Genomic DNA, 13232 nt, shown 5'->3' on the forward strand with positions numbered 1-13232 from the left:
CTATGGAAGAAAAGAAGATAATATCTAAAGAGGAGGAAGCTCGCATTCTGGAAGCTTTCAAAGAAAAAAATTGGAATGAGATCAAGAGTGCAGACTCCTGGGTGATTTTCAAAGTGATGGGCGAGTTCGTTCAGGGTTTCGAGAAGATGGCAAAAATTGGCCCTTGTGTTTCCATATTCGGATCTGCAAGGACCAAACCAGATAATAAATACTACCAGATTGCAGAAGAGATTGCAGCGAAAGTGGTCAGACACGGATACGGTGTAATTACCGGCGGAGGTCCCGGTATCATGGAGGCTGGTAACAAAGGAGCCAACGCTCAAGGAGGTAAATCGGTAGGTCTAAACATTGATCTTCCATTTGAGCAGAGCAATAATATTTACATTGACATAGACAAGAGCATCGATTTTGATTATTTCTTTGTTCGTAAGGTGATGTTCGTGAAGTACTCTCAAGGCTTTATTGTGCTGCCCGGAGGCTTTGGTACAATGGATGAGCTCTTTGAAGCACTAACATTAATCCAAACCAAAAAAATAGGTCGATTCCCAATCGTTCTGGTTGGTAAGGAGTATTGGATTGGCTTAGTAGATTGGCTCAAACAGGCAATGCTGGAAATGGAAAGTAACATAAGCCCGACAGATCTTGAACTTTTCAACGTGGTAGATACAGCCACAGAAGCTGTTGAAGTGATAGACGAGTTCTACAGCAAGTACAACTTAAGTCCAAACTTCTAATATTCTCAATAGTTGGTGAAGAAGCGAGAAGAAGTAATAGAAATTATCGGTGCGAGGGAGCATAACCTTAAGAATATCGATGTAACCCTTCCGCGAAATAAGCTGATCGTGATTACTGGAATAAGTGGGAGTGGTAAATCCTCCCTGGCTTTTGATACCATTTACGCTGAGGGTCAGCGCCGCTATATGGAGAGCTTTAGTGCATATGCACGTTCTTTTATTGGTGATATGGAGCGTCCGGATGTCGACAAGATTGAAGGCTTAAGCCCGGTAATATCCATTGAGCAAAAAACCACCTCACGTAATCCCAGGTCTACGGTCGGCACAGTAACTGAAATTTACGACTTCTTTAGACTGCTGTATGCACGAGCTGGGGAAGCCTATTCTTACCTTTCTGGAAATAAAATGACCCGTCAATCAGAGGATCAAATCATTGACATGATCCTAAAGAATCATGATGGGCAAAAGCTGATTTTACTAGCTCCGGTTGTGAAGGGAAGAAAAGGACATTACCGTGAATTGTTTGTTCAGGTTAGAAAACTAGGATTCACAAAAGTCAGGGTCAATGGGGAGATTCAGGACCTGGTTCCGAAAATGCAGGTCGACAGGTACAAGACCCATGACATTGAGATTGTCACCGACCGTATCAAAGTTTCTGAAAAAGACAGAAAGCGCATCAGAGATTCAGTGAACAATTCATTGAGACACGGAGATGGTGTCATGATGATTCAGAAAGAAGATAGTTCCATTGCCCATTTTTCCAAAAACCTGATGGATCCGGAAACTGGACTGGCCTATGATGAACCGGCTCCTAACACATTTTCATTCAACTCTCCTTATGGAGCCTGTTCAGAATGCAATGGCCTGGGTATTATCGAAGAAATCTCAAAAGAATCTGTTATTCCAGATCCATCTTTGAGCATCAGTCGTGGTGGCATTGCCCCTTTGGGTGAGTACCGCGATATATGGATATTCAAAAAAATTGAGGCGATACTAAAACGGAATAAAGTCAACCTTTCTACACCGATTAAAAAAATCCCAACGGAAATAATTGATGTGCTGCTCTATGGAGACAGTGTTCCCGTGGCAGTTAGCTCTGTAAAATATCCGGGAACAGACTGGCATACCAAGTTTGAGGGGATCATCAACTTTCTAGAGAAACAGAAAGACGGAGGATCGGAAAAAATTCAAACATGGGTTAAAGAATTTACAGACACTAAAGTTTGTCCAACCTGCAAAGGATACCGGCTAAAAAAAGAAGCGCTTCATTACAAGATTGCAGATAAGCATATTGGGGAGTTGGCAGAAATGGACGTCCATAGCCTTGGCCAATGGATGGACGGAGTTGAAAAGCAATTGAATGATCGCCAATTGATTATTGCCACAGAGATACTAAAAGAACTGCGTAAGCGTATTGGTTTTTTGCTGGATGTTGGGCTGGATTATTTGAGCTTAAATCGCCCATTAAGGACACTTTCAGGAGGAGAAGCTCAGCGGATCAGGCTGGCTACACAGATTGGCACTCAACTGGTAAACGTGCTATACATTCTGGATGAGCCGAGTATCGGTCTGCATCAAAGAGATAACGTTAAACTTATTCAGGCGCTCAAGGACCTTAGAGACTTGGGGAATACCGTCATTGTTGTAGAGCATGACAAGGACATGATGATGGAATCAGATGAGGTGGTGGACATTGGACCTGGTGCAGGAAGGCACGGGGGACAAATTGTAGCCAAAGGCAATCCGAATGAGTTTTTAAAGCTAGGTAGTTCCACAGCGGATTACCTGAATGGAAAAAGAAAAATTGAAATTCCTCAAGAAAGGAGAAGTACAAACGGTAAATGGCTGGAATTGTACGGCGCTTCCGGACACAACTTGAAAAATGTTGACCTGAAAATACCATTGGGTAATCTGATTTTGGTCACGGGCGTTTCAGGAAGTGGTAAATCAACCCTTATTCACGAGACACTCTATCCGATTCTCAGAAAACACCTTTACAAAAGCAGACAAGAACCACTCCCATATAAGAAAATAAAAGGTATTGATCATTTCGATAAAATAATTGAAGTAGATCAGTCTCCAATCGGAAGAACGCCGCGTTCAAATCCGGCAACTTATACCGGAGTTTTCTCTGAAATCAGGAGCCTCTTTGCTCAGTTACCGGAAGCGAAGATTCGTGGATATAAACCGGGCCGATTTTCGTTCAATGTCAAGGGTGGTAGGTGTGAAACATGCGGAGGAGGAGGTATGCGATTAATCGAAATGGATTTCCTCCCGGATGTACATGTACCATGCGAAACATGTAAGGGTAAGCGATACAATCGAGAGACACTCGAAGTACGATTTAAAGGAAAATCCATTTCCGATGTGTTGGATATGACCGTGTCACAGTCGGTGGAGTTTTTTGAAAATCAGCCACGCATAGTTCGAAAGCTAAGAACTCTCGATGAAGTAGGATTGGGATATATTTCTCTGGGGCAGCATGCGACCACACTCTCCGGTGGTGAAGCTCAGCGGGTAAAACTTGCCACGGAACTTTCGAAAAAAGATACTGGTAAAACCTTCTATATTTTAGATGAGCCAACCACCGGACTGCATTTTCAGGATATAGAACATCTTTTAGATGTGCTCCAGAAATTGGTTGATAAAGGCAATACGGTCCTCATTATAGAACATAATATGGATGTGATCAAAGTGGCAGATCATATCATTGACCTTGGTCCTGAAGGGGGCTTTGGAGGTGGGCAAATAATTGCCCAAGGCACTCCGGAGGAGATTGTCAAGGAAAAGAAAAGCTACACCGCCAGCTTTCTAAAAGAAGAATTGAAATAAAAAATGCCGGAAAAACCCGGCATTAGTCAATTTACGATCCTGGGTATATTTTTCGAATCTCCGAAATAATAATAGTTGCCCTGATAGTCGAAAGCGAAATCGCTCTCCTCTAAAATCATGTGATCAACCACATCGATAGTATTGTTAGCCACATCATTCAAAGGAATCTCTCTAATAAGGGATCCACTATAGTCATATATCATGACCATTTTTTCGAAAACCAGATCGGATTCTAATTGCATACTCAATCCTTGATTGGTTTGCATAGGCGCTTCAGCTGTAACTGCAAATGCAGAGAAGCTAAGAAGCGCGACAAAGAGTAGTGATTTCATTTAATTATTCTTTTTAATTTGAGTTTAGTCCTGCTTTTAGTACGACGAATAACGCGACAGGTTTGTTAATTCTCCTTAATTACATAGGCGGAATAGTTAATGATTTGTTAAATGAACCACTTATCAATTGATCCGCTCACCCATGCATTTTCTAACAAAATATATTTCCCACTTCACTTAGCTTTATTGCTTCATGACCAAAAGAAAAATATATTGGCTCTGTCAAATCTTGGGGTGGGGACTTTATGGGTTTATCCAAATCTTCCTCTATACGGTTAATAAGAGATTTGAAGTGGACCAGGCCTTCGGTGTACTCCTCCAGGTGGTATATTTTGTTATTACTACGCACATGCTTCGTGCGGTTATTCTAAAACGTGGATGGCTGAACTTCAGACTTAGTTTTCTGATTCCAAGACTTCTCATTGCAACGTTTGTTTTAAGCTGGCTCAATTACGGATACTTATTGAGTATGGAATATTTCACAGGGAGTATTTCCAAACAGGACCTTATGGTACTTACAGTGTTTATCAATGTGCTGGGATACTGGTTGATCTATTTTATCTGGACCATCTTTTATTTCACTTTTCATTATGTAGAACGCTATAATAAGTCCTTAAAGGCTGAGACAGCTGCCAGAGAAGTAGAGCTCATCAACCTCAAAGCCCAGCTGAACCCGCACTTTATTTTTAATGCCCTTAATAGTATCAGAGCGCTAGTAGATGAAAACCCTCGAAAATCAAAAGAATCAATCACTCAACTCTCACATATTCTAAGGAATTCCCTTATAAGTGATCGAAAGAAACTGATTCCATTCATGGAAGAGCTAAAAACAGTAATGGATTATTTAGCATTGGAATCCATTCGTTACGAAGAAAGATTGATCACTAAATTTGATATTGATAGAAACTCAGGGAAGTATATGATTCCACCCTTGATGTTACAAACACTAGTGGAGAATGGCATTAAGCATGGCATTTCGAACTTAAAGCATGGAGGCGAGATTAGTATAACTACAGCTATTAAGAGAAAACAACTTCAGCTGCAAATTCGTAATACCGGTCAGTTGTCCAGTGACATTAGTATCGAAAGTGGATTTGGCTTGGCTAATACCAGAAAAAGGTTGGAGCTAATCTTTGGGGATGAAGCCAAATTTGAAATAAAGAACGAGAATAAAAAAACTGTCTTAACTTCGATAACCATCCCTCCTATCAAAGAGTTGATGAGAGAATTGGATTAAGTAAGAGTAACCTAATTAGATGAAATGAGTGAAAGTGATTTCACTGAAGCATTCAAATAAGAATAATATGAAAGCGATTATAGTTGATGATGAGCGATTGGCGAGAAAAGAACTAATGTCACTATTAGCTAGTCATCCGGAAATAGAAGTAATAGACGAGGCTGCAAATGCGGATGAGGCGGTTGAGAAAATTGAAAAACATGACCCGGATGTTGTGTTTCTGGATATCCAAATGCCTGGCAAGACCGGATTTGAAATGCTCGAAGAAATGGAGCGCGTCCCTCAGGTTATTTTCACTACTGCATACGATGAGTTTGCGCTTAAGGCCTTTGAGTACAATGCCCTTGATTATCTGCTAAAACCGATTCAACCGGAAAGGCTGACAGAGAGCTTGAATAAAGTTTCCATCAAGGCCGCTAAAAACGCCGCAAAAGATCAAAAGCTAAGCAGCAAAGACCAGGTTTTTGTGAAGGACGGAGATAAGTGTTGGTTTGTAAAACTGGAAGATGTCAGGCTTTTCGAATCAGACGGAAATTACATTAAAGTCTATTTTGATAAGTTCAAACCCATGATTCACAAATCCTTGAACGCACTTGATGAGCGGCTGGATGATCGTCATTTTTTTAGAGCAAGTAGAAAACACATCATTAACCTGGGTTGGGTAGAGTCTATCGACACCTGGTTTAATGGTGGATTATTAGTACAACTTAAAGGAGGCGAAAAAATTGAGGTGAGCAGACGCCAGTCGGCGAGGTTCAGGGAAATGATGAGTTTGTAAATTCAATAATCAACCCTTCACTGCTTCTAAAAACTGCTTCTCTACATGAAAATCTTTGGATAGGGTTAGAATAGCAGTGGTTTCCATTTCGGTGACATATCCCTTTTTGTGTGTTTCTTCCCAGACCTCCATTAGGTGCTTAATCCTGTCGGACTCATCCATCTTGCTAAAGATCTTTGATAGGAATTCTCTGGAACGTTCAAACGCCGAAAGGTAATCCTCAGAAATGAATTTATTGGCCCAGTCCATCTCCTCTTTGGCGTTCATCTTTTGAGCGGTTTCTTCCAACATTTCGCGCTCCTCATCGTCCAGTCCGTGGTAGTGAAAGATGAGCGATTTTAAGAGTAAAAGAGCCTTTTTAGTAGTTGCGTCCATTCAGGCTCAAAAGTAGACTTTATCATGGATTATCCCTAACCCATTGAAGTAGCTAATTATACTCTTAAACATTTTTTGAATATCACTCCGGCAGAAATAACCGCAAGGCAATTTCATCAGCCACTAAAAATCCGAGAGGCTTTAATCGCAGGAAGTCATTGCTGATTTCAACTAAGTTTTGATGAGCAGTTTCTTCAAGAAAATGTTGATGGACTTTTGCTAGAGCGTGACCGCTTGACTGTTCAAATACTTTGAGGTTAAGTCCTTTTTTGGTGCGTAGTTGAGTCAAGATCATCTCATTCAAACGTTGTTTGGTAGATAATACTTCGTTTTCTGAAAATGGAATACCATCTCCTTGTAGTGCCTTCAGGTATTTAGCATTGTTGCTGACATTAAATCGACGAGTGTGTTCTCCGTCAAAAGAATGCGCACCAGGCCCTACGCCGAGATACGGTACGCCTGACCAATAGGCATTATTATGTTTCGAATAGAACCCCTGCTTACCAAAGTTGGATACTTCATATTGCAGGTAGTCATTCTCTGTTAAAAAATCAATTGCCAATAGATATTGAGCAGCAGCTTCATCTTCTGGCACCTGAATAAGCTTGTTCTCATGTTCCCATTTCCCAAAAACGGTCTTATCCTCGATTGTTAGCCCATACAAAGACACATGCTCGGGGTTCAATTTGATGATCTGTTCAAGGTCGGATTGCCATTTTTCCCGACTATGGTCTGGTATGGCATAGATCAGATCCAGTGAGATATTTTGAAACCCAGCGTTTCGTGCATTTTTTATTGCTGTAAATGATTCATTAGTATCATGGATTCGATTCATCCATTTCAATTTTGCTTCATCAAAAGTTTGAATACCAATACTTAATCGGTTGATACCAGCTTTAAAAAACTGACTAGTCTTTTCTTTTGAAAGGTCTTCGGGATTAGCTTCTACTGTGATTTCCGCTTCAGATGAAATGGAATGCGACCCGTCGATAATGTCTAAAATGAACATGATCTGATCGAATGTGAGTAAGGAAGGCGTACCACCGCCAAAATAAATGGTTTCAATTGGTTCCTTTAAATATTCTTTCCTGTCAACTATTTCTTTCCCAATCGCCTGTACCATTTCCTCCATCCGGGTAAGATTGGTACTGAAGTGAAAATCACAGTAATGACAGGCTTGCCTGCAAAATGGAATATGAATGTAGATACCAGCCATGATTTGGGCTAAATTGCAAAGACCGATGCAAAGAATGATCATTCTATTGGTTTTTGTCTATGCTGGCTGTGTTCAAGCACAAGTGAAATCACAGCTTTTTGTGGATTCGAAACCCTATGAATATTATCCTTTTCAGGATTCTCTGGCACTTTCCGCACATATCAGGAGTCTGCAAATTAAGTGGTTAAATGACGGCTACTACTTTACCAGTAGAGATTCCATCACGAATATATTAGACACAATAAATGTCTATCTGCACAAGGGAGACAAACTAGACGTGCAGATTGATGGCCTTTCGGGAAAACGAGTGATTTCAAAATTGTCAAAATCACTTTCTGAATATGTAAATAATGGTTATCCATTTGCTTCCATGAAGATCGATTCAGTACGTGTCAATGATAAAACGCTGACAGGTAAACTAGTAATACAGCCGGGTCCGGAGGTGATTTATGATTCTGCACAATTCTTAAGCCCGATCAAAACCAACCATAAGTATGTTTACCAATTGCTGGATATTGTTCCCGATGATGAGTTTAGCGAAAAGGGATACAAAAAAATTAATGAAAAAATAAAGCGATCTTCGTTTCTTGAGTTGCAAAGCCCAACCGACTTGTCATTCAAGAATAAGAAAGCAAAAATTTTTCTTGATATCAAAGAGCAAGCATCTAACACATTTCAGGGTGTTGTAGGATTACAACAGGTTCCCTCAGGGGAGACATCAGTAGTAGGAAATATTGATCTGGACATTCAAAACTTATTCCGGTCAGGTAAACAATTTCAGTTTGCCTGGGAACGATTTTCGGAGCAGTCTCAGCGGTTAAATATCTTTTATAAACACCCATTTTTATTTGATTCTAAAATAACACCCACCTTCTCCTTTGATTTATTGAAGCAGGACACCACTTTCATAACAAGAAATACTGGACTAGGCATTCAAGCGTACCTTTCTCCCAAAATTGGAATTTCATTAGTGTATGAGCGAGCAGTAGGAACGCTACTATCTACAGATATTGAAAATGTGAGCAGGTCTGGGTTGGCAGACTTCAATCGCACGCTATATAAAGTAGAGCTATTTGAAGGAAATAAATCCTATTTCAGAAATTATGCCAGTTCAATTGCATGGAATATTTCCATTTCAGGAGGAAGAAAAACAATTGATAGAAACCTCAGTCTTCCGGACACCTACTATGATTCAATTCAACTTAGTACTGACTATTTTCGAATGGAAGTAGGCCTTGACTATCAGCTGTTAGTCTTAAAAAGACAATCGTTTTTTCATTCATTAAGTGCGGGTTCCTTAATAAACGATGAATTGCTTAGAAACGAATTATTTAGAATTGGCGGGTTAAACTCGCTGAGGGGCTTCAATGAAAAATCAATTTTTGCTCAATCCTATATGTTAAGTCGAGCTGAGTTTAGATCTTACTTTGAAAATGAAAGCTATGCCTACCTATTTTATGATCAGCTGATCCTTGCCGCCAATGAAAAAAAAGATGCTCCATTCGGGATTGGTTTGGGCTTTGCCCTTGCAACCTCTTCAGGACAATTTAGTTTTGCACTGGCAGTTGGAGATTCTGAGACTCAACCAATTTCTTTCTCAGCGATGAAGGCACACTTTGGATATATTTCAAAATTTTAATGGAAAGACTCTTAGTATTCGTATTTATCATTTTTTCTACAAATGCTTTTGGTCAAAGCGATACCATAGTTGTCACAGATTTCACCAATGTATTTGTTGAGTCAGGCCCAGGTGGTCAATTACAACCGGTTACTTCTTTAGAGGATGCTTATCAGGTCGGTTTTTTCCTGAGCGAATTTGAAACTGGAATGTTAAGGGTTTGCAACGAGGAGGCTACATCGCTCTGGGTCAATGGGAAGCTTTTAAAATTGATTGAAGGATGCGATCTTATCTCCCAAAAGGAATTATTAAAGGTTTCATCTTCAGATACCTTATTTATAGCCATTAGCTCAAAATCTTCACTTGCAGATCTGAAATGCGATTGGGTAACTTTTGAAGAACTAAGAATTATTAAAGAAGACGCCCCAATCCCCAGGGATGTGCGAAATGCTTTTAGAGAATATGTGATTACCTCCGTGATTATATTATTGATAATGACAGGAATCATTACATCGAGTTATCCAAGTCGTATTTCTTATTTGTTGGAAAAAGCGTTCACATTTAAAATCAGTGCTTACGAATTTGTTAACACCAGTTTTTTTAGTGCTGCTAGTATGAATTTACTTATTTGCTACTCCATGTCAATTGCATTTATTGGAGTATATCTAAATACGCTTTTAGACTATGGCATTATTGAAAGCGGTGATACCGTATTTAATTTGTTGATTGCATGGTTAAAATCAAGCTTAATTGTTTTCTTTTTGATAATTGCTAAATGGGTCCTCATATCCATTGTGGCTCATCTCTTTAATTTTAAAGGATTGAGAAACTATCAATTATTCGATTTCATCAATTTTCAAATTTTACTACTTATACCTATACTATTTTTTGTGATACTCGACTTCATTCTTAATACTGCTGAGCAGAGTTGGATTGGAAATGACTTCATCATTGTGTTTCCAATTTTGGTTTCAATATTTATAATCTGGTTCACTTTAAAATTTGTTAGTAATTCCCCGCGTAAAAAACTTATGATTATTTCCTACCTTTGTGCCACGGAAATCATCCCTGCTGTCATTTTGTTGGGATTATTCTTTAAATAATTAAACTTAAGCAGATACTACATGAGTGCCACTGATGATCTTTTGGTAATGGATAAAGCGCGTTTGAAGGAAGTAAAGAGTATTTTAGTATCACAACCTGAGCCATCCGATCCAAATTCACCCTACCATAAATTAGCGGAAAAGTACAATTTGAAAATTGACTTCCGACAATTCATTGAAATAGATCCTGTAGACGTCAAAGAGTTCAGAAAACAAAAAGTCAACATTTTGGATCATACTGCAGTGATTTTTACCAGTCGCAATGCGGTTGATCATTTTTTCAGACTGGCAACTGAAAATAAAATTGAGATACCGACAGACATGAAGTATTTCTGTATTTCTGAAACAACTGCCAATTATCTTCAGAAATATATTGTCATTCGAAAAAGGAAAATTTTCACTGGAGAGCGCACCGCTGCAGATCTTTTAGAAGTGATCAAAAAGCACAAGGGAGAAAAATTTATATTTCCATGTTCAAATATCCGCACGGATCACATTCCGGATTTCTTAAATGAGAACGGATATGAGTGGTCTGAGGCTACTATTTACCGTACGGTAGCTTCTGATTTATCAGATTTGGATGATGTCACCTATGATGTAATTGCTTTTTTTAGCCCATCCGGTATTGAATCTTTGATGCATAACTTCCCAAAGTTTAAGCAGAACAATACCAGAATAGCGGCGTTTGGCCCTACAACCTCAAAAGCAGTGAAGGAAGCTGGGCTAATCTTAGATATTCAGGCACCTTTACCAAACGCCCCGTCAATGACAGGAGCACTAGAGGTTTATATCAAGGAAGCAAATAACATTTAGGGGACTGTAAGGGTATATTAGTTGTAAGCGTTATACTTACAATATGAATCGTTACCTAAGGGTCACATTAGTTTTCAGTTTATTCTTGTGCAGTCTAATAGGATGGGGTCAAAATGATTATTTCTTTAATCATTACATGTTCAACCCATCTTATTACAATCCTGCCTGGGTTGGAACCGAAACCAAGGCATTTGCAGCTATGCATCACAGAACACAATGGGCTGGCTATGATGCATCATTTGATCCTGAAGGAGCTCCCTCCACTCAACTTTTATCAATTGTAGTTCCAATTGAAGGAAGGTTTTCCGGGATTGGTCTGTCTGTTTCTAATGACAGGACGGGCCCATTGAATACCGTTCAGGCTCGAGCTTCAGTCTCAATTAGAAAGGAGTTGGCCATTGGTAGTGTATCACTTGGTGTGATGCCAGCATTGAATGTAGCCTCGATAAATGCGAACTATCGCTTTGTTGATCAAGGGGATTCTTTTATTCCAGAAGGGAGCGAATCTCAGATTCAACCCAATTTGCACGCTGGTATATATTTTCAATCAAAAAGAGAATATTTTATTGGAGCTTCAATAGAAAATATTTTAAAGCCAGGCTTTGATTTTGGCACTGATGCCAAAAACGAGATACCAAATAATTATACTTTAATGGGAGGAACTGCCATAGGCCTGGCAAGAGACTTGATTCTGAAACCAAGCATCATGATTAGGTCAGATTTAAAAGCTTACACATACGATATTAGCACAATCGCCGTTTATCAAGAGCGAATGTGGGGCGGAGTTGCGTTCAGGAGAGCAGAATCCATTAGTTTACTGCTGGGTTATTCTTTTCTTGAAAACAATAAGTTGAAGGCTGGCTATTCATTTGATTATATAATAAAAGATCAGGATGCAAAGCAACCTACTTCTCACGAGGTGTTTTTAAGGTATGATTTGCCCGGTTTAATTTTTGGTGGAAGAAAGGCCGTAAAAACTCCTCGATTCACATTTTAGTCAGAATAAGAAAAGCCTTCATCCAAAATTGGAGGCAAAACTTGTTCTAAATCGATTTATGATTATATATTTAGGCAGAATATCGTGCAATAATTCTTGCTAAAGTTTGTTTATTTTACATACTTGCATGTTCAATAAAGGTGTTATGAATAAAATGCGTGTTTTAACAATATCAAATTGTGTTGTCATTTGCTGCGCCATAATTCTTTCAGGTTGTGGACTTTTTGGCGGAGACCAAGGTGACAAGGGAGAACTTATAGGTGCTCCCGATAGATTAGGCTGGGAAATGACCAGGCCTTATGGAATGGTTTCCGTTCCGTCGGGCACATTTCACATGGGCCAAGCTGATGAGGATGTGGCAGCAACTCAGATAAATTTCAATAAACAGGTGACCATTGGGGCATTCTTCATGGATGATACTGAGATCACTAATAATGAATATCGACAGTTCACACAGAATCTTCAGGAAAGTTCTGAAATTGATTTACCTACCGGTTATTCGATTGCAGATCTTTTACCCGACACAACAGTCTGGACTAGAGATTACACTCACCACATGGGAGACCCGTTAGTAACTTACTATTGGTCACACCCAGCATTTGACGATTACCCTGTAGTAGGGGTTGATTGGAATGCTGCAAAATACTTCAGTGAGTGGAGGACCAACTATCTAAATGATTACCGAACAAGCGTAGGTTTGCCGGTAATGCCAAATTTCCGATTGCCTTCAGAAGCTGAGTGGGAATATGCCTCCAGAGGAGGAAGAGATATGGCAAAATATCCATGGGGTAATCCGTACATTAGAAATGCTAAAGGATGTCTCCTGGCTAACTTCAAGCCGGGTAGAGGAAATTATTTTGATGATGGATATGCGTATACATCTCCAATAGGAACTTATTTTGCCAATGAATACGGCTTGTATGATATGGCCGGCAATGTGGCAGAATGGTGTGAAGATGCATATAACCCATCTGCAATGCCACTTACCTGGGATTTGAACCCAACTTATTTCGATGAAAATGTTCCTTTCAAAGTAATTCGAGGTGGATCTTGGAAAGATATTGCTTACTACCTTGAAACAGGAACAAGATCATTCGAGCATCAAGACACTACCAGGGCCTCTATCGGATTTAGATGTGCTATGACGTATCTTGGAAGATCATCAGGATACGAATTTTAATAAAATCAATAAAGAAT

The 13232-nt window shown here is 39.5% G+C and carries 12 protein-coding genes; 9 read left to right on the forward strand and 3 right to left on the reverse strand.

Going from position 1 to position 13232, the window contains the following annotated elements; translation table 11 throughout:
* Positions 1-2 precede the first annotated feature (2 nt).
* On the forward strand, positions 3-734 hold the full coding sequence (locus tag ACO05G_RS18340) for a TIGR00730 family Rossman fold protein (RefSeq protein WP_421764052.1): 732 nt from the start codon (positions 3-5) through the stop codon (positions 732-734).
* A gap of 15 nt (positions 735-749) precedes the next feature.
* Entirely contained in the window at positions 750-3566 is a 2817-nt protein-coding gene (gene uvrA / locus ACO05G_RS18345; RefSeq protein WP_421764053.1) for an excinuclease ABC subunit UvrA, read from the forward strand.
* 26 nt (positions 3567-3592) lie between these two features.
* On the opposite strand, the gene ACO05G_RS18350 is transcribed toward uvrA, so the two are convergent.
* Entirely contained in the window at positions 3593-3898 is a 306-nt protein-coding gene (locus ACO05G_RS18350; RefSeq protein ID WP_348283382.1) for a hypothetical protein, read from the reverse strand.
* Positions 3899-4091: 193 nt separating this feature from the next.
* On the opposite strand from ACO05G_RS18350, the gene ACO05G_RS18355 reads away from it, so the two are divergent.
* Both ACO05G_RS18355 and ACO05G_RS18360 read left to right on the forward strand, forming a co-directional pair.
* Positions 4092-5135 (forward strand): sensor histidine kinase, encoded by a 1044-nt coding sequence (locus ACO05G_RS18355; RefSeq protein WP_421764054.1) that lies wholly within the window; start codon positions 4092-4094, stop codon positions 5133-5135.
* Between the two features lie 67 nt (positions 5136-5202).
* Positions 5203-5913 carry a LytR/AlgR family response regulator transcription factor gene (locus ACO05G_RS18360; RefSeq protein ID WP_348283384.1) on the forward strand — a complete coding sequence of 237 codons (711 nt, stop codon included), beginning with the start codon at positions 5203-5205 and terminating at the stop codon, positions 5911-5913.
* A gap of 9 nt (positions 5914-5922) precedes the next feature.
* Here ACO05G_RS18360 and ACO05G_RS18365 read toward each other — a convergent pair whose 3' ends face one another.
* Complete coding sequence (locus ACO05G_RS18365) at positions 5923-6288, reverse strand: hypothetical protein (protein ID WP_421764055.1); 366 nt, start codon at positions 6286-6288, stop codon at positions 5923-5925.
* 82 nt (positions 6289-6370) lie between these two features.
* Complete coding sequence (hemW, locus tag ACO05G_RS18370) at positions 6371-7504, reverse strand: radical SAM family heme chaperone HemW (RefSeq protein WP_421764056.1); 1134 nt, start codon at positions 7502-7504, stop codon at positions 6371-6373.
* Between the two features lie 25 nt (positions 7505-7529).
* Between hemW and ACO05G_RS18375 the strand changes: the two genes are divergently transcribed.
* The 5 genes from ACO05G_RS18375 (at position 7530) to ACO05G_RS18395 (ending at position 13215) form a co-directional block, all read left to right on the forward strand.
* Entirely contained in the window at positions 7530-9143 is a 1614-nt protein-coding gene (locus tag ACO05G_RS18375) for a hypothetical protein (protein WP_421764057.1), read from the forward strand.
* Positions 9143-10225, forward strand: coding sequence for a DUF4271 domain-containing protein (locus ACO05G_RS18380; protein WP_421764058.1), 1083 nt, complete (start codon positions 9143-9145; stop codon positions 10223-10225). Before ACO05G_RS18375 ends, ACO05G_RS18380 begins: the two co-directional genes overlap by 1 nt.
* Positions 10226-10246: 21 nt before the next feature.
* Positions 10247-11038 carry a uroporphyrinogen-III synthase gene (locus ACO05G_RS18385; RefSeq protein WP_421764059.1) on the forward strand — a complete coding sequence of 264 codons (792 nt, stop codon included), beginning with the start codon at positions 10247-10249 and terminating at the stop codon, positions 11036-11038.
* 43 nt (positions 11039-11081) lie between these two features.
* Positions 11082-12035, forward strand: coding sequence for a PorP/SprF family type IX secretion system membrane protein (locus ACO05G_RS18390; RefSeq protein WP_421764060.1), 954 nt, complete (start codon positions 11082-11084; stop codon positions 12033-12035).
* Between the two features lie 145 nt (positions 12036-12180).
* A complete protein-coding gene (locus ACO05G_RS18395) occupies positions 12181-13215 on the forward strand; it encodes an SUMF1/EgtB/PvdO family nonheme iron enzyme (RefSeq protein ID WP_348283390.1) in 1035 nt (344 codons plus the stop codon).
* Positions 13216-13232 lie beyond the last annotated feature (17 nt).

This window comes from Ekhidna sp. (assembly GCF_965227465.1).
Taxonomy (GTDB): Bacteria; Bacteroidota; Bacteroidia; order Cytophagales; family Cyclobacteriaceae; genus Ekhidna.